The 16,926-nt window shown below is 73.5% G+C and carries 14 protein-coding genes; 9 read left to right on the top strand and 5 right to left on the bottom strand.

The window, feature by feature from the left end:
* The first annotated feature begins 41 nt into the window (after positions 1-41).
* Positions 42-356, top strand: coding sequence for a hypothetical protein (locus EER30_RS39875; protein WP_127506870.1), 315 nt, complete (start codon positions 42-44; stop codon positions 354-356).
* Entirely contained in the window at positions 353-802 is a 450-nt protein-coding gene (locus EER30_RS39880; RefSeq protein WP_127506872.1) for a MerR family transcriptional regulator, read from the top strand. The genes EER30_RS39875 and EER30_RS39880 overlap by 4 nt, the downstream gene beginning before the upstream one ends.
* Positions 803-838: 36 nt before the next feature.
* Here the strand turns inward: EER30_RS39880 and EER30_RS39885 are convergent, their stop codons facing one another.
* The gene (locus EER30_RS39885; protein ID WP_127506874.1) at positions 839-1,495 is read right to left on the bottom strand and encodes a 4'-phosphopantetheinyl transferase family protein; all 657 of its coding nucleotides are present in this window, start codon (positions 1,493-1,495) and stop codon (positions 839-841) included.
* 35 nt (positions 1,496-1,530) lie between these two features.
* On the bottom strand, positions 1,531-2,433 hold the full coding sequence (locus tag EER30_RS39890) for a LysR family transcriptional regulator (protein WP_127506877.1): 903 nt from the start codon (positions 2,431-2,433) through the stop codon (positions 1,531-1,533).
* Between the two features lie 71 nt (positions 2,434-2,504).
* Between EER30_RS39890 and EER30_RS39895 the strand changes: the two genes are divergently transcribed.
* A complete protein-coding gene (locus tag EER30_RS39895) occupies positions 2,505-2,918 on the top strand; it encodes a RidA family protein (protein ID WP_127506879.1) in 414 nt (137 codons plus the stop codon).
* A gap of 68 nt (positions 2,919-2,986) precedes the next feature.
* Here EER30_RS39895 and selB read toward each other — a convergent pair whose 3' ends face one another.
* Positions 2,987-4,729 carry a selenocysteine-specific translation elongation factor gene (gene selB / locus EER30_RS39900; RefSeq protein WP_127506881.1) on the bottom strand — a complete coding sequence of 581 codons (1,743 nt, stop codon included), beginning with the start codon at positions 4,727-4,729 and terminating at the stop codon, positions 2,987-2,989.
* A 2-nt stretch (positions 4,730-4,731) separates the two neighbouring features.
* Positions 4,732-6,024, bottom strand: a complete 1,293-nt coding sequence (gene selA, locus EER30_RS39905) for an L-seryl-tRNA(Sec) selenium transferase (RefSeq protein WP_127506995.1) — start codon at positions 6,022-6,024, stop codon at positions 4,732-4,734.
* Between the two features lie 174 nt (positions 6,025-6,198).
* On the opposite strand from selA, the gene EER30_RS39910 reads away from it, so the two are divergent.
* Genes EER30_RS39910 through EER30_RS39930 form a run of 5 tightly spaced genes read left to right on the top strand, consistent with a single transcriptional unit; the run spans position 6,199 to position 12,623 of the window.
* The gene (locus tag EER30_RS39910) at positions 6,199-8,970 is read left to right on the top strand and encodes an ATP-binding protein (protein ID WP_164842655.1); all 2,772 of its coding nucleotides are present in this window, start codon (positions 6,199-6,201) and stop codon (positions 8,968-8,970) included.
* Complete coding sequence (locus EER30_RS39915; protein ID WP_127506885.1) at positions 8,967-10,058, top strand: class I SAM-dependent methyltransferase; 1,092 nt, start codon at positions 8,967-8,969, stop codon at positions 10,056-10,058. The genes EER30_RS39910 and EER30_RS39915 overlap by 4 nt, the downstream gene beginning before the upstream one ends.
* Before the next feature lie 43 nt (positions 10,059-10,101).
* Positions 10,102-10,752, top strand: a complete 651-nt coding sequence (locus EER30_RS39920; RefSeq protein WP_127506887.1) for a dienelactone hydrolase family protein — start codon at positions 10,102-10,104, stop codon at positions 10,750-10,752.
* Positions 10,728-11,390: a phosphoribosyltransferase gene (locus EER30_RS39925; RefSeq protein ID WP_240670600.1), complete on the top strand. Its 663-nt coding sequence runs from the start codon at positions 10,728-10,730 to the stop codon at positions 11,388-11,390. Before EER30_RS39920 ends, EER30_RS39925 begins: the two co-directional genes overlap by 25 nt.
* Positions 11,391-11,435: 45 nt before the next feature.
* Complete coding sequence (locus EER30_RS39930; RefSeq protein WP_127506889.1) at positions 11,436-12,623, top strand: MFS transporter; 1,188 nt, start codon at positions 11,436-11,438, stop codon at positions 12,621-12,623.
* A 129-nt stretch (positions 12,624-12,752) separates the two neighbouring features.
* Here the strand turns inward: EER30_RS39930 and EER30_RS49095 are convergent, their stop codons facing one another.
* Positions 12,753-14,852: a D-alanyl-D-alanine carboxypeptidase family protein gene (locus tag EER30_RS49095; protein ID WP_240670601.1), complete on the bottom strand. Its 2,100-nt coding sequence runs from the start codon at positions 14,850-14,852 to the stop codon at positions 12,753-12,755.
* A gap of 670 nt (positions 14,853-15,522) precedes the next feature.
* Between EER30_RS49095 and EER30_RS39940 the strand changes: the two genes are divergently transcribed.
* A complete protein-coding gene (locus EER30_RS39940) occupies positions 15,523-16,866 on the top strand; it encodes a ferredoxin reductase family protein (RefSeq protein WP_127506891.1) in 1,344 nt (447 codons plus the stop codon).
* The last annotated feature ends 60 nt before the right edge of the window (positions 16,867-16,926 follow it).

Genomic DNA, 16,926 nt, shown 5'->3' on the forward strand with positions numbered 1-16,926 from the left:
GGCACCGAACTCGGCGCCGCGACCAGTTCGAGGAGTCCGCGATGTCTTTCGTCGTTCCCGAATCCTGCACCTTGCCGACGGTGGAGCAGCCGCTGCGGCTGGCGGAGTTCGACCGGTTGTTCGCCACCGCCGTCGACCAGATCGAGTCGCTCAGCCCGACCCGTGCGCGGATGCTGCTGTCCGGTCCGGCCGGTCTGGCGGCCACTGTCCGCGATCTGACCGGGCGGGAGACCGACTGCTGCTCGTTCTTCACGTTCACGATCAGCTCCCGGCCGCAGACGCTGGTCCTCGACATCCGAGTACCCGCCGAGTACGCCGACGTCCTCGCCTCGCTGATCGATCGTGCCCGCGCATGACCGGCCCGGCCGAACGCGGTGGGTTGCGCACCAGCCAGGTCGCCGAGCGGGCCGGCGTCAACATTCAGACGCTGCGCTACTACGAACGCCGCGGTCTGCTGGCCGAGCCGGCGCGCTCGAACGGTGGGCACCGGCTCTATCCGCCTGACACCGTTGCTCTGCTCACCGTGATCAAGGCCGCGCAGCGGCTCGGATTCACCCTCGATGAGGTAGCCGACCTGCTCGATGCGGGCCGCCGCGGGCACCCCACGCCCGATCTGCGGCAGCGAGCCCTCGACAAGATCACCGAGATCGACGCGAGGATCGCTGACCTGACCGCCATTCGCACCTCGCTCACCGACGTCGTGGACGCCCGCTGCGACAGCATCACCGACTGCACCTGCGCCGACTGCCCGCTCCCGTTTCTGACCGTCACCACTGTCGCGCCAGACGGGGAGCGGCCGTGACCCAGTCCTTCGGCGCCCCGCTCGCTGCCCCGGCGTTCACCGATGGAGTGGTTCGGCATCGAGCGGGACGCTCACCGCGGTCACCACGAGGTTCCGCTCGACGAGGTAGCGGCCGTTCATCGGGATGGGGTCGGTGACCAGCAGGCGGGCCGTGAAGGTCTGGGTGGTGGGGTCGATGGTGAGCTCGGCCTCGTCGAAGCCGAGCCAGCGGGCGGTCAGCGGGTGCCAGGCCTTGTAGATGGACTCCTTGGCGCTGAACAGCAGGCGATCCCAGTGGACGGTGGGGTCGGCGGTGGTCAGCTCGGCCAGATGGTCGCGTTCGGCGGGGGAGGTGACCAGGCGCAGGACGTCGGGGGGCAGCGGGGCGTGGGGCTCGGCGTCGATGCCGATGGAGGCCAGGTCGGTGGCGCGGGCGACGACCGCCGCGCGGTAGCCGGTGCAGTGGGTGAGGCTGCCGACGATGCCGTTCGGCCACAGGGGCTCGCGGTTGGGGCCGGTCAGGATCGGGACGGCGGGGACGCCCAGGCGGGCCAGTGCGACGCGGGCACAGCGGCGGGTGGTCATGAACTCGCGGCGGCGGCCGTCGACCGCCCGGGTGATCAGGTGTTCCTCGCCGGGATGCGGCTGTTCGTCCGGGGCATCCTCGAAGGCCTCCGCGGCGACAGCGGCGGCCGGCACGATCTTTTCCAGCACCGGACGATTCTCCACCGTACGGGCGGCCGTCCTGATCAGCGGCCCCAGGCCGGGTCGACGGCGGCGGTCAGCAGGGGCAGGAAGCGGGTCACCGCGGCGGACCGGGAGCGACCGGCGAGGGTGGCCGCGTAGATGCGGCGAATCGGCTCGTCGTCGCGGTGCAGACGCAGCAGGGCGACGTCGGCGGGGGTGCTGCGGATGGCCAGCGCGGGAACAAGGGCCACCCCCAGACCGGCGGCCACGCAGCCGAGCTTGCCGGTCCAGTCGGCGGCGACGATGTCGATACGGGGCTGAAAACCCGACGGGAGGCTCGCTCGCAGAAGCGTCCGCTCGGCGTCGGCCGATCCGGCGATGAACGCGTCGGCCGCCAGTTCGGCCAGGCGCACGGTGCGGCGCCGGGCCAGCCGGTGATCGCGGGCGACGGCCACGAGCAGGCGTTCGTCGAGCAGGCGGTGCGGGGCGAAGCGCGCCGGGTCGATCGGCCCGGTCGGCGACTCGCTCACCACGGCCACGTCGACCGTCCCGGCGGCGAGACGCTCCAGCAGGGTGGGGGTCAGGCCTTCGACCAGATCCAGGGCCACTTCGGGGTACGTGTCCCGGAAGCGCGCCAGCGCACGCGGAACGAGCGCGGCCACGGCCGTGGGGAAGGCGCCGACCCGCAGCCGTCCGGCGTTCAGGACGCGCAGGTCGTCGACGTCGCGCCGAGCGGTGTCGAGGCGGTCGAGGATGGCGTCGGCGTGTGGCAGCAGGGCGCGGCCCTCCTCGGTGAGTGACACGCCACGGGGGAGCCGGTCGAAGACGCGGGTGCCCAGCTCGGATTCCAGCGCGGCGATCTGGCGGGAGACCGCCGATTGGGTGAACCGCAGACGCCGGGCGGCCGCGGTGATCGAACCGAGGTGGGCGACCGTGCGGAACACGCTCAGCAGGACGGTATCCATGATGTTCAAGCATGGCAGCTATGCCGGACATTCGCTGGTGGCATGGCGGGGAGCGGGCTTAGCGTCGCGGCATGGTGAAGATGGTTCTGGACAACCCCGCGTCCGTCGCCGCGCCGTTCGGCGATCGGTTCGCTCACGTGGCGCGGGTCGAGCTGGCCGGCGGCGCGTTGTTGCAGCTCTCCGGGCAGGTCGCGGTGGACGACGAGGGAGCTGTGGTCGCCCCCGGGGACGCGGGCGCACAGGCCGAGCGGATCTTCGAGATCGTCGGCGGGCTGCTCGCGGCGCACGGGGCGAGCCTGGCCGGCGTGCTGTTCATCCGCACGTTCATGACGGACCTGGGGGACCTGCCGGCCTATGCGGCGGTGCGGGGCCGGCTCTTCCCGGCGGCGGGCAAGAAACCGCCGGCCAGTACGACGGTGGAAGTGAGCCGTCTGTTTCTGCCGGGCGCCGTGCTCGAGATAGAGGTGACAGCGATCGCCGGCTGACGACGCGGGCGGGGGCGGAAACGCAGGGGTGAGAAGGCGGGGGCGGGAAGGAGGGTGGGAGCGGTCGGTCAGCGGGTTCGGCGGCGGTCGTCGGGGAGGCGTTCGGTCAGGGCTCGGCGGTCCAGCAGTTCGAGGAGCGGCACGGCCACCCGGCGGGTGGTGTCGAGGGCGCGCCGGGCCTCGCTCAGGGTGAAGGGCTGCGGCAGGCCGGCGAGGACCCGGGCGGCTTCGTCGGCCGCGCCCGCCGCGAGCACGACCTGGGGTGTCAACTGCAGGACCAGGCCGGTGCGGGCGGCCGCGGCCAGTTGGCGGGGGCCGAGGCCCAGCGCGGCGAGGTTGTTGGCCTCGGGCGCGGCGAACGGGCCCAGACCGTCGAAGGCCTTCTTGACCAGGGCGACCAACTCGTCGGGTGGGCCCGACGACGACGCGGTCACCCGGCCGCCGCGGGTGGTGAGCGGGGGCCGGATCAGCGCGGTCACGAGCGCGCGGTCGGGCAGGCCCAGGCGGTGGCGCAACGCGTCGAGCGGCATGCCGGGCTCGAGGGGGTGCTGCCTCAGATAGGCGGTGACCTCTTCGGGCAGGCGCTCGCCGAGGGCGGCCCAGTGCGCCGGGTCGGCATACCAGTCACCCGCGACAGGAGAGTGCATGGTGGTCAGTGCGACGCCCATCGCGGTCAGGTCGTGTGCTCGCGTCAGAAGCCGCCGGGAAAGCTCGGACGCCAGGTCAGGACGGCCGTCCAAAGTGGTCAGGACCGAGGCTCGGGCGGCTGCGGCGCCGCGTCGCTGGAGGCCGGGCGGGGCCACGTCGAGCACGGTGACGCCGCCGGCCACGTGGTGCAGGCCGGGGTCGCGCAGCAGGGCGCGGTCGCCGATGCGCAGGGGCAGCGGGCGGGCGAGGCGGAGGCGGGCCGTGTCGGCGCCGAGCGGGCGGACGCGGACCGGGACGGCGGCGGAACCGGCGTGCAGGGTCATGGTGGCGGGCAGGGCGGTCACAGGGTCGCCGTGGAGGCGTACGTCGATCAGGTCGGTCGGGCGGAACCGGCCCGGGGTCAGCAGGGCGTCGCCGCGGCCGACGTCGTCGCGGGTGGTGCCGCGCAGGTTGACGGCCACGCGGGCGACGGCGGTCACCGAGTCGGCCGGCTCACCCAGGCTCTGCAGGCCACGAATCCGTACGGTGGTGTCGCCCAGGGTCAGCTCGTCGCCCGTGCGCAGGGTGCCGGCGCCGAGCGTGCCGGTGACGACGGTACCGGCGCCCTTCACGGTGAAGGCGCGATCGATCCAAAGCCGTACGGGAGTGTCTGTCGAGGGGTCGGGAAGCTCGGCCACCAGCGATTCCAGAGCGGCGCGCAGATCGCCGAGGCCGGCGCCGGTCAGGCCGCTGACGGCGACGGCCGGCACCCGGCCGAGTGAGGTCGCGGCGATCTCGGCCAGCGCCTGGACGGTCGCGGGACCGGGGTCGGCGAGATCGCTGCGGGTCACGACGAGCAGACCATGGCGTACGTCGAGGGCCGCCAGCGCCGCGAGGTGCTCGGCTGACTGGGGCATCCATCCCTCGTCGGCCGCCACGACGACGATCGCGGCGGGCACCGGGCCGATGCCGGCCAGCATGTTCGGTACGAAGCGCTCGTGGCCGGGGACGTCGACGAACGCGACCGTCGCGCCCGAGCCGAGGGTCGTCCACGCGAAGCCGAGGTCGATCGTCATGCCCCGGCGGCGTTCCTCGGCCCACCGGTCGGGCTCCATGCCGGTGAGCGCCCGCACCAGGGTCGATTTACCGTGGTCGACGTGGCCCGCCGTGGCCAGCACGTGCATGGTCAGCCGGCCTGGGACGCGGCGAGGACGACCGTTTCGATCAGCGCCTGGTCGGACTCGGCCGGGACGCAGCGCAGGTCGAGCAGCAGGCGGCCCCGCTCGACCCGGCCGACCACGGGCACGGGCGCGGTGCGAAGCAGGGCCCCGTACGCCGGAGGCAGCGAGAGGGACCACGACGGGAGGGTGAGCTCCGGGGCCCCGCCGCCGCCGACGACCGCGGGGGACTCGACCAGGTCGGACTCGACGCCGGCCGCGGTCAGGACTGCCTGCACCCGGGCTGTGCGCGCCCGCAACGTCTCGGGGTCGCAGTGGAGCGCCTGCCACGTCGGCGTCGCAGGGCCGGTGATGGTGGCCTGGAGGGCGGCGAGGGTCAGCTTGTCGACGCGCAGCGCGCGGGCCAGGGGATGTCGCCGCAGCCGTTCGATCAGGGCGGCGTCGCCCAGCAGCAGGCCCGCCTGAGGTCCGCCGAGGAGTTTGTCACCGCTGGCGATCACCAGGGAGGCGCCCTCGGCCAGGGTGGTGGCGGCGTCGGGCTCGTCGGGCAGCAACGGGTCGGGGTGCAGCAGACCCGAGCCGATGTCGGCGACCACCGGCGGCCCCAGAGCGGCGAGCTCGGGGACGGCGGCCGCGCTGGTGAAGCCGCGGACGACGAAGTTCGACGGGTGCACCTTGAGGATGAAGCCGGTCGAGGGGCCGATGGCGCGTTCGTAGTCGGCCGGGGACGTGCGGTTGGTCGTGCCCACCTCGCGAAGGCGGGCGCCGGTCGACTCGAGCAGGTCGGGCAGGCGGAAGCCGTCACCGATCTCGACCATCTCGCCGCGGCTCACGATGATCTCGCGGCCGCCGCCGGCCAGAGCGGTCGCCGCCAGCACCAGCGCGGCGGCACCGTTGTTGACCACGTGGACGTCGCCGGCCGTGGGGATCGCCTGGTGCAGCGCGGCCAGGGCGGTGCGGCCCCGCTTGGCGCGCCGGCCGGTGGTGAGGTCGAGCTCGACGTCGGTGTGGCCGGTGGCGGCGAGAACCGCCTCGCGGGCGGCGGGGGAGAGAGCGGCGCGGCCCAGGTTGGTGTGCAGGACGACGCCGGTCGCGTTCAGCACCGGGCGGGGGCCCGCGGGCAGCGCGGCCAGGGCGGCGTCGATCACCTCGTCGGGTTCGAGCTCGCCGGATCGTACGCGGTCGAGGGTCTGCACCACCGCGGCCTTGACGGCGGCCCGGCCCGAGTGGACGAAGGCCGGGGCCAGGCGAGGGTCGGCCAGGACCACGTCGGTGCGGGGCACGTTGCGCCGGGGATCCACCACGCTGTCCGTCCTCCCTCGCTGTCGGTTGCTTCTGCTGTCGGTCGCTGCCGCTTGTCGGTCGCTGCCGAGAAAGTTACCCGCCCGGACCGGCCCGGGACCCGTGAGAAACTCACGAAAACCTTGTGAAAAATGCACTGTTCCGCCGCGAAGCCGCTGGCCAGAATGGTGAGCATGAACGTCGAGGTGGGTCTGCTGGGACCGGTCGAGCTGCGGCTCGACGGTCACCCGGCCGCGCTGTCCGGCGCGCCGCAGCGGGTCCTGCTCGCCCGCCTCGCGCTCGCCGAGGGGCGGGTGGTGCCCACCGGCGATCTGATCGAGACACTGTGGGGTGCCGAGCCGCCCGACAACGCGGTGGGCAACCTCCACAGTTATGTCTCCCGGCTGCGGCGGCACACGGGCAGCGAGGCGATTCGACGCGAGCCCGGCGGCTACCGTCTCGACCTGCCGGCCGAGGCCGTCGACACCGGCCGCGTCGAGCGGCTGGCCGGGGCGGCCAAGGGCAGCCATCCGGCCGAGGCGGCGGCCATCCTCACCGAGGCGCTCGCCGTCTGGCGGGGCGACCCGCTGGCCGACGTGGCCGACCGGCTCGCGTTCGCGCCCGACGTCGCGCGGCTCACCGAGTGGCGGCTCCACCTGCGTGAGGAGTGCCTCGGGCAACGGCTCGAGGCGGGCCAGGCGGCCGAGGCGCTGCCCGAGATCGAGGCGCTGGCCACCGCCGAGCCGATGCGCGAGCGGGCCTGCCTGCTCCTCATGCGCGCCCTGCACCAGACCGGGCGCACCGCCGAGGCGCTCGCGGCGGCCCGTGCGTTCCGCGAGCGCGTCGTCGACGGGCACGGCGTCGACCCGTCGCCCGCCCTCGACGAGCTGCGCCAACGCATCCTGACCGACGACCCGGGCCTGCGCTCGGACGCGCCGCCACCGCCGCGGCGCCGGGCCGACCGGTTCTTCGGGCGAACCGAAGAGATGGCAGCCCTGCGCGCCGCGCTCGCCCAGGGACGGGTGACCACGCTGGTCGGGCCGGGCGGCGTGGGCAAGACACGGCTGGTGAGCGAGATCCTCACGGGTGACGAGCTGCTGGTCGAGCTGGCCGAGCGCTCCGTGCCCGACGACGTCGCGGCGGCCGTCGCCGGGGCGCTCGGGCTGCGGGCGGCGCCGCGGGGCGGAGTGGTCGCGATCGCCGACCGGCTCGGCGGGTCCCCCGCGCTGCTGGTGCTCGACAACTGCGAACACCTGCTCGACGCCGTCCGGGCTCTGGTCGACGAGATCGTGCTGCGCTGTCCCCGCGTGCGGGTGCTCGCCACCTCGCGGCAGCGGCTCGGAGTCGCGGGCGAACGGGTGCTGCGGCTTGGCCCGCTGCCCGAAGACGATCGGGTTGCGCTGTTCTGCGACCGGGCCGCGTTGCTGCGTGCTGACTTCGCGGGCGACACCCGCACGCGCGAGCTGGCGGCCGAGGTCTGCGGCCTGGTCGACGGGCTGCCCCTCGCGGTCGAGCTGGCGGCGCGGCGCGAGGCGGTGTTCGGGTTGGCCCATCTGCGCGACCGCCTCAGCGCGGGGCTGCAGGTGCTCGATCCGGCGCGGGGCGGTGACCGGGCGACGGCGGTGGCCGCGACGGTCGAGTGGTCCTACCGGCTGCTCGACCCGGCGGCCCAGCGGCTGCTCGACCGGCTCTCCGTGTGCAGGGGCGGGTTCGGCGTCGACGCGCTGCCCTATTTCGACGCGGGCGAGGCCCTGCTGGCCGAGCTGGTCGACGCCTCGCTGATCACGGGCGACGTCACGGCCGGCCCCCCGCGCTACCGGCTGCTCGAGACCGTGCGGCACGTCGGGCTCGCCCACCTGAGCGCCGACGACGAGCGCGAGGCCCGAGACGCGCACGCCCGGTGGATGCTCGCCTTCGTCACCGACCTGCTGAGCCGTCAGCGCTTCCGCAACCCGCACACCACTCCGGCCCTGCGCCGCGAGATGGCCAACCTGCAGGCAGCCCTGGCCTGGAACGGGGGCGCGCGACTGGCGGCGTGGACCGCCACCGCGGCCTCGGACGCGCCCGACCCCGGCCTGACCGCGCAACTCGTCGGCTTCGCGCCGGCGAGCGTGAACACCGAGGACGACGCGCTGCGGGCGCTGGCGGCCGGCACGGGGGAGTGGCTCAACGGGCGGCTCGGCGTGGCGGCCCGCCTGCTGAGCGCGGCTGTCGACCGGCTGCCACCGGGCCATCCGCTGGGCGGGGCGGCGCTGCTGATGCGCATCTCCAACTCGATGTTCGAGGGCCGCGCCGACCGCGTACGGGAAGACGCGCTGAGACTGCGGGACGACCTCACCGCTGCGGGGTGGACGCGCGCGACCGGGCTGTGCTGCGCGGCCCTGATGGACGCCTACGGCGGGGATCCCGACGCGGGGCTGCGCTGGCTGGAGACGTACGCGGAAGATCTCAACGCCGACCCGATGGATGGGTTCGTGCCGTTCACGCGCGGGGAGTTGCTCGCCGGCAGCGATCCCGAGGCGGCGCTGGCCTGCTACGACGAGTCGCTGCGGCGCACCGAGCGGGCGGGGCTGGGCTACACGGCGAACATCGCGCGGGTGGGTCGCGCGGCGGTGCTGATCCGCACCGGGCGGCACGACGAGGCGATCGAGGCGTGCCGCGAGACGATTGTGCGCGTGCGGGCGGCGGGCATGACGGCGCAGCTCTGGACGATGCTGCGGCTGGTGGCCGAGCTGCTGGGCGACCTCGGCGACGCGACCGCGGCCGCGCTTCTCGTGGCGGCGGCCGACGACGACCCGTACGCGCCGGCGGTCATGGGTCTTGATCGTGACCGGCTGGCGCGGCTGCGGCTGGACGCGGCCGAACTGCCGCCGAAGCCCGACGACGTGGCCGGCTACGCGCTGACGCTGCTGGCAAGCCACGGGCAAGGGGGTGGCAAGCGGGCGCCCGCAGAGTCGAGGGCATGACTGACACCCAGATCGACGAGGCCCGTGTCGAGGCCTTCGCAGGACGACTCCTCTCCGACTTCGCCGGGGCCGGCACGACCGCGCTGACCGTGCTCGGCGACCGGCTCGGTCTCTACCGCGCGCTGACCGGCACGGGGCCGGTGACCGCGGCCAAACTCGCGGCCACCACCGGGCTCCATCCGAGGCTGGTGACCGAGTGGCTGACCGCCCAGACCGTCTCGGGTCACCTGACCAGCGACGGCGAGACCTTCGAACTGCCCGTCGAGCACGCGCTCGCCCTGTCCGTGATCGATTCCCCGGCGTACATGATCGGGGGTGCCGAGATCATCGCCGGGTACTTCCTGACGATCGACCGGCTCGAGCAGGCCTTCCGGGGCGACGGCGGGCTGCCCTACGCCGACATGCCGGGCTGCCTGCACCACGGCATCGAGCGGTTCTTCCGTACGGCCTACGTCAACCACCTCGCCCAGACGTGGTTCCCGGCCGTTCCGGGGCTGGTCGAGAAGCTCCAGAACGGTGCGCGGGTCGCCGACGTCGGCTGCGGGCACGGCGTGGCCAGTCTGCTCATCGCCCAGACGTGGCCGCGGGCGAGCGTGACCGGGTTCGACGACCACGAGCCGTCGATCGCGGTGGCGCGGGCGAACGGGATCGAGGCCGGCGCCGACGTGTCGTTCCTGGTCGCGGACGCGGCGGGCATCTCCGGGCACGGGCCGTTCGACGTGGTCGTGTTCTTCGACTCGCTGCACGACCTGGGCGACCCGCCGGCCGCGCTGCGCGACGCCTACGACTCGCTCACCGAGGGCGGGCTGGTGGTGGCGGTCGAACCGTGGTCGGCCGACGACTTCACCAGCGTGATCGGCAACCCGATCGCGCGGGCCAACTACAACGCGTCGACCGCGCTGTGCACGCCGGGCTCGTTGAGCCAGCCGGGGGCGTACGCGCTGGGCACCCAGGGCGGCCCGGCCAAACGGCTCGACCTGCTCGCCGGCGCCGGGTTCGCCGACCCGGTCGTGGCCGCCGACACCGGCTTCAACCTGGTGCTGGCCGCGACGAAGCGCACGACGAAGCGCACGACGACGAGCGAGTAAAATCGGACGTATAGGGCGTGCCCTTCGGGGTACGCCTTTGCGTATGGCCATCGTCACGACCGAGCGGCGTTTTCCGACGGCGGGTCTGGAGCTGGACGGGGAGCTCACGCTGCCCGACGAGGCCACCGGCGTCGTGCTCTTCGCCCACGGCAGCGGCAGTTCCCGGCTGAGTCCGCGTAACCGCCTGGTCGCCGGCGCGCTCAACCGGCGCGGGCTCGGCACGCTGCTGGTCGACCTGCTCACGCCCGACGAGGAACTGAAGGACGCCCGCACCCGGGACATTCGTTTCGATGTCGGGCTGCTCGCCGACCGGCTCATCGGCCTGACTGACTGGCTGGCCGAGGACGACCGCACCGGGCGCCTGCCGGTCGGGCTCTTCGGCGCGAGCACCGGGGCGGCCGCCGCGCTGGTCTGTGCGGCGGCAAGGCCCTTCCCCGTACGGGCGGTGGTGTCGCGCGGCGGGCGGCCCGACCTCGCCGGGCCCGCGCTCATACAGGTCGAGGCGCCGACGCTGCTGCTGGTCGGCAGCGAGGACGGGCCCGTTCTGACCCTCAACGAGCAGGCCCGCAACGCCATGACCGTGACCGCCGAGGTGCGGATCGTCGCGGGCGCCACGCATCTGTTCGAGGAGCCGGGCGCCCTCGACACGGTCGCCGAGGAGGCGGGCACGTGGTTCACGACCCATCTGAACTGATCTTCGCCGACCGGGACGAGGCCGGGCGGCTGCTCGCCGAGGCGGTGGCCGCTCAGGTGCCCAAGCATCCCGGGCCGATCCCGCTGGTGCTGGCCCTGCCGCGCGGCGGCGTGCCGGTCGCGGTGCGGGTCGCGGCCCGTATCGGGGCCGAGCTCGACCTGGTGCTCGCTCGCAAGATCGGGGCACCGGGACGGCCGGAGTTCGGGGTCGGGGCGATCGCCGAGGACGGGCCGCCGGTCTTCGACGACGACAGCCTGGAGCATCTCGGGCTCGCCGCCGGCGACTTCGACGACACCGTGACGGCCGAGCGGGCCGAACTGCGGCGGCGGGTGCGGGAGTACCGCGGCGACCGCCCGGCCCCTGACCCGACCGGGCGCGAGGTCGTGGTGGTCGACGACGGTCTGGCCACCGGGGTCACGGCGCGGGCCGCGCTGCGCTGGCTGGCCGGGCGGCATCCGCGGCGGCTGGTCTTCGCGGCGCCGGTGTGTGCCCCGTCGGCTCGCGACGGGCTGAGCGGCTACGCCGATACGGTGATCTGCCTCAGCGCGCCGGCGGCCTTCCGCGCGGTCGGGCAGTGGTATCTCGACTTCGGTCAGCTCACCGACGCCGATGTGCGCAGTGTCTTCGCACATAGTTGACGGGCACTATGTACGATCGTACACATCGTGTGTACGCTCGTACGCATGACGCTCCTGGACGCGCCCCCGCGGAAAGCCCGTGCGGCGGTGGCCGCGCTGTTCCTGACGAACGGCGCGGTCTTCTTCAACATCGTTCCGCGCTATCCCCAGATCAAGGCCGACCTGGGCGTCAGCAACGCCGTCTTCGGCACGTCCCTGGCCGCCTACCCGGTCGGGGCGCTGCTGGCGGGCCTGCTCGCCGGGGCCGCGATCCGGTGGCTCGGCTCGGCGCGCGTGGCGTCGTACGGCATCGTTCTCACCACGATCGCGACGCTGGCCATCCCCTTCACGCCACACTGGGTGGCCTTCGCCGGAGCGCTGTTCCTGATCGGCGCGCTCGACTCCGTCGTCGACGTCGCGCAGAACGCGCACGGCCTGCGGGTCCAGCGCCTGTACGGCCGCTCGATCCTCAACTCGCTGCACGGCGTGTGGAGCATCGGCGCCGTCCTGGGCGGTCTCATGGGCGCGGCCGCCGCGGGCCTGAAACTGCCGCTCGGCGTCCACCTGGCGATCTCGGCCGTGCTGTTCAGCGGCATCGCGTTGATCGCCTACCGATACCTGCTGACCGGCCCCGAGGACGCCGAGCGCACCGCCGCTGCTCCCGAGTCGCCTCCACGCCGCTTCTTCACAGGCGCGATCGTACGGATGCTGGCCGCCCTCGGCGTGCTCGCCGCCGCCGGTGCCCTGGTCGAGGACGCGGGCGCCTCCTGGGGTGCGCTCTTCTTCACCGAGGACCTGCTCGCGGGTGCCGCGACGGCGGGCCTGGCGGTCGTCGCCATGCAGGGCGCCATGACCGTCGGCCGCCTGCTGGGCGACCGCGTCGTCGACCGTTTCGGCCAGCGCACCGTCGTCCGCGCCGGGGGTGCCCTCGCCGCCGTCGGCATGGGACTCGCGCTGGCGCTGCCGTCGGTGCCGACCGCGCTGGCCGGCTTCGCCCTGGCCGGCCTCGGCGTCGCCACCCTGGTCCCCGCGGCCATGCACACCGCCGACGAACTGCCCGGCCTGCCACCCGGCACCGGCCTGACCATCGTGAGCTGGCTGCTGCGCGGCGGCTTCCTGCTCTCCCCGCCCCTGGTCGGCCTGATCGCCGACCAGACCAGCCTGCGTGTCGGCCTGCTCTCCGTCGTCCTGGCCGGCGCGGTCACCTTCGTCCTGGGCCGAGTCCTGGTCAACCAGCACCAGACGCGGCATTAGCAACATGCCGCCAGCGTCAATGTTCGCCCGAGCCGTCACCTGTCCCGAAAAGATCTCCCAGGACGGCCTTCGACCGTGCTGGCAGAGGTTCACTCGCCTTTCAACCCTCACGCAGCGGCATTACTGATCCTACGGGCGACGGGTCAGCTGCCACCAAAGTGACGGATCCTCGGTTGCGGTGTCGGCTCGCAGGTCTACCCGTACGCCGGAGGCCTCTGCCACGCCGACGGGCTGACCTGCCGTCACCGTCGCGCCGGGTGCGGTGGTGGTGACCTTGACGGGGACGGACAGGCCGGGCCAGCCGACGACCTTGAGCGGGGTCGCCGGGCGTACGGGGCTGGTGGCGCCCCATGCCGTCTTGACCTCGCCCACCGGGTCGGCCGGGAGCAGGGTGTACTGCTTGACCGACTGGCGGACGGCCTTGAGCAGGGCGCGGACCTCGCGGTTGGTGTTGCGCAACTGCTCGGGGGTGTGCAGGCCGGGCTGGTTGAAGACGGCGCCGATGACGGTCAGCTTGCGGCCGCCGACGGTCAGGTAAGCCGAGAAGAGCAGGCAGCCGCCCGCCTCGTCGGTCGAGCCGGTCTTGATGCCGAAGACGCCGTTCACACCGAGCAGGTCGTTGTAGTTCCGGATCTTGCCGGCGACCGGGATGGTGGCGCTGGGCAGCGCGACGATCTCGGCGAAGACCTCCATCTTGAGTGCGGCGCGAGCGAGTTTGACCTGGTCGGGGGCGGTGCTGACGGTGGTCGGCAGATAACCGCTCGGGTCGGTGTAGGTCGTGGCCGCCATGCCCAGTTCGGCCGCGGCCGCGTTCATCTTGTCGACGAAGGCGCTCTCCGAGCCGGCGTCCCAGATCGCGAGCTGGTGGGCGATGTTGTTGGCCGAGGGCAGCATCAGGGCCTCGATGGCGTCGCGCTCGGTGAGCTTCTCGCCGACCGCGACGGGCACGAGGGACTGGTTGCTCGCGATGCGCGCCTGATAGTCGGCCACGTCAGCGGCGGTCACGGTCAGCGACGGGCCCTCCTCGGCGCCTTGCAGAGGGTGGTCGCGCAGGATCACGTACGCGGTCATGACCTTCGCGACGCTGCCGATGGGCGCCGCCTCCGTGCTGCCCGAGCCACCGAGACGGCCCAGACCCTCGACCATGAGCTCGGCCGAACCCTGATCGGGCCACGGCAGGGTGACCGCTTTGCCGGGGATGCGCATCGTCGCGGCGACGTTCGTGGCCAGTGTCGCCTGCGGCAGATCGCGCGTGAGCTGCACCGTCGCGCCGGTCCCGAGCAGCGCCACGATCAAGAACACACCGACGAGTACGGCGACCAGCCGCTTACGCCGCTGCGGAGCACGACCGTATTGGGTCGCGGGCGAGCCCGCCGGCTGCGGCGTCGCGCCATAGACCGGGCTGCCCTGCTGGGCTGGTCCGCCGTAGACCGAGCTGGGCTTCTGGGGCGCGCTGCCGTAGGTCGAACCGGCCGGGGGTGCACTGCTCTGGGCCGGCTGGGGTGCGCTGCTCCGGGCCGGGCTGGTCTGCTGCGGGGCGTTGCCGTAGAGCGGGCCGGCTTTCGGGGGCACGGCGCCGTAAACCTGGCCGGCCTGCGGTGCCGCGGCGCCGTAGACCGAACCGGCCGGGCTGCCGTCCTGGCCCGGGCCCGCGGTGCGCTGGGCTCCGCCGTAAACAGCCCCGGAGGGCGGGGGAGCGACCGGCTTGGAGGGGTGACCGGCGGCCGTCTCGAGCTTGGGCGGGTCGGCCGGTGCGGGTCTCGGCGCGGGAAGCGTCACCGAGCCTGGAGCGGCCGGGCTCGAAGCGGCCGGTTTCGCCCGGTCGGCAGCCCGGTCGGCATCCCGGCCGGGAACCGGCGGGAGTGCGGTGGTGCGGTCGCTGTCTTGCGGCGGGACCGGCGGGAGTGCGGTGGTGCGGTCGCTGTTCGGCGGCGGGAGGGCGGTCGTGCGGTCCGGGTCCTGGACCGGGGGAACTGCCTTCGGCCCGGATGGCTGAGCGGGAACAGGCGTCGGCCGGGCGGGGTCCGGCGCGGGACGTGCGGGGGCGGCCGACGGGCGTTTGAGGTCGCCGAGCGTCTGGGGCCTGGCCTTCTGAGCGGGCGGCTGGGCGCGCGGCGGAGCCGGGAACGCGATCGACATCGCCGTCGGAGGAACGACCGTGGTGCTGTCCGGGTCGGAGGGCTGGGCTTCGGCCCGCGGGGCCGGCACCGCCGTCATCGGCGCGGTCACATCGGGGTCCCCGGCGGGCTCGGCTTTCGATCCGGGCTGAGGCGGCTCCGCGGCGCGCGGAGTGCCGGGCGCGGGCTGAGTGCCGGGCGCGGGCTGAGTGCCGGGCGCGGGCTGAGTGCCGGGCGCGGGCTGAGTGCCGGGCGCGGGCTGAGTGCCGGGCGCGGGCTGAGTGCCGGGCGCGGGCTGAGTGCCGGGCGCGGGCTGAGTGCCGGGCGCGGGCTGAGTGCCGGGCGCGGGCTGAGTGCCGGGCGCAGGCGCAGTAGCCGTAGCGGGTGCCGATTCAGCCGCCGCCGCACTCGGGTCAGGCGGTGCCGCCTCACCCCCGGACGGGGCCGTCGGAGACTCCGCGGCAGGCGCCGGTTCGGGGTCGGCGGTGCCCGGGGAGGACGAAGCCGCGGCGGGAAGGGCCTCCGTCGGGTCGTCGGGGGCCTCACGAGGGGCCGAACTGGTCGGCTGGGTCTCGTCCGTCGGCTGTGCCGGCTGCGTCACTACCTGTTGCTCCCTTCCGCCCGCGTGCCGGGCGCCCGGGCAAGTATCACCGGAGCGCGCCACTCCACACGTACGGTGATTTGGCGGACACTGAGGTGAACCAGGTTGCTCCACCCGTCGTATGTGTCATTGCACGGTCAAACGATCATCGGCTCAGTCGGGCCGGCCTCGGGAGGTTCGGATGCTCACCGCGACCCCACCGCACGTGCGCCGCTCCGGTCAGGCACGGGCGGCGTACGTCTTGATCTGGGTCTTCCTGCTGCTCAACCTCGTGATCATCGAGCTCATGCTCGCGAACCCGAAGACGCCGGCGCACAACACGCTGACCACCGTCGGCCGCGTGCTGGGCCTGCACCTCGCGTTCGTGCTGGCGTTGCAACTGCTGCTGATCGCCCGCCTGCCGTTCCTCGATCGCCGCCTCGGCATGGACCGGCTCACCTCCTGGCACCGCTGGACCGGCTTCACGATCTTCTGGCTGGTCCTGCTGCACCCGACGTTCGTGCTGCTCGGCTACTCCCAGCTCGACAAGATCTCGTTCTTCGGCGAGATCCCGAACCTGGCCAAGCAGATGCCCGTGCTGCTCGGCATGATCGCCGCCGGGCTCGTCGCGATCATCGCGGTGACCTCGGTGCGGGCGGCCCGCAAGAGACTGTCGTACGAGGCCTGGCACTTCATCCACCTGCTGGTGTACGCCGTGATCGTGCTCGCCGTGATCCACCAGGTGTACGAGGGCAGCGCCTTCAAGACCAACGACCTGACCCAGATCTACTGGTGGGGGCTGTGGGCGTTCGCGATCGGCGCGCTGCTGACCGGCCGGTTCCTCGTGCCGCTGGTGCGCAACGTCCGGCACCGGCTTCGGGTCGCCGCCGTCGTGGCCGAGAGCGACGACGTTGTCTCCGTGCACGTCACCGGCCGCGATCTGCACAAGCTGCAGGCCCGCGCCGGACAGTTCTTCCTGTGGCGCTTCCTCGGCTACAACCGGTGGTGGCAGGTGAACCCGTGGTCGCTCTCCGCTGCCCCCGACGGTCACTCTCTGCGGCTGACAGCCAAGGCGATCGGTACGACCAGTGCCGGCTTGCGCGAACTGCCGGTCGGCACGCGGGTCTTCGCCGAGGGGCCGTACGGCGCGTTCACCGCGCTCGGCCGCACCCGCCAGGACACGGTCCTGATCGCGGGCGGCATCGGCGTGACCCCGATCCGCGCGCTGTTCGAGGACAACACGCTCACCGGTGACCTCGTGCTGCTCTACCGGGTGCGTACGCCGGCCGAGGCGGTGCTGCTCGGCGAGCTGCGCAACCTGGCCCAGCTGCGGGGCGCGCGCCTGCACCTGCTGACCGGCCGCACGAGCGAGGGCCACCAGCCGTTCAGCCCCGAGAACCTGCGCGGGCTCGTCCCCGACATCACCGAGCGAGACGTGTACGTCTGTGGGCCCGCGGCGATGACCGACGCGGTGCTGCGCAGCCTGCGCACGCTGAGAGTGCCGGCCCGCCAGCGCCACGCCGAGGTGTTCCGCCTGGCCAGCTGAGCACGGCGGCGAGCTGAGACGGCGGCGAGCTGAGACGGCGGCGGGTTGAGACGGCGGCGA

The organism is Actinoplanes solisilvae (genome assembly GCF_003999975.1).
In the GTDB taxonomy this organism is placed as follows: Bacteria; Actinomycetota; Actinomycetes; order Mycobacteriales; family Micromonosporaceae; genus Actinoplanes; species Actinoplanes solisilvae.

Coding starts and splice junctions, on each gene's coding strand:
- EER30_RS39875 (WP_127506870.1), top strand. CDS start 42: ATGTCTTTCGTCGTTCCCGAATCCTGCACCTTGCCGACGGTGGAGCAG.
- EER30_RS39880 (WP_127506872.1), top strand. CDS start 353: ATGACCGGCCCGGCCGAACGCGGTGGGTTGCGCACCAGCCAGGTCGCC.
- EER30_RS39890 (WP_127506877.1), bottom strand. CDS start 2,433: ATGGATACCGTCCTGCTGAGCGTGTTCCGCACGGTCGCCCACCTCGGT.
- EER30_RS39895 (WP_127506879.1), top strand. CDS start 2,505: ATGGTGAAGATGGTTCTGGACAACCCCGCGTCCGTCGCCGCGCCGTTC.
- selB (WP_127506881.1), bottom strand. CDS start 4,729: ATGCACGTGCTGGCCACGGCGGGCCACGTCGACCACGGTAAATCGACC.
- EER30_RS39910 (WP_164842655.1), top strand. CDS start 6,199: ATGAACGTCGAGGTGGGTCTGCTGGGACCGGTCGAGCTGCGGCTCGAC.
- EER30_RS39915 (WP_127506885.1), top strand. CDS start 8,967: ATGACTGACACCCAGATCGACGAGGCCCGTGTCGAGGCCTTCGCAGGA.
- EER30_RS39920 (WP_127506887.1), top strand. CDS start 10,102: ATGGCCATCGTCACGACCGAGCGGCGTTTTCCGACGGCGGGTCTGGAG.
- EER30_RS39930 (WP_127506889.1), top strand. CDS start 11,436: ATGACGCTCCTGGACGCGCCCCCGCGGAAAGCCCGTGCGGCGGTGGCC.
- EER30_RS39940 (WP_127506891.1), top strand. CDS start 15,523: ATGCTCACCGCGACCCCACCGCACGTGCGCCGCTCCGGTCAGGCACGG.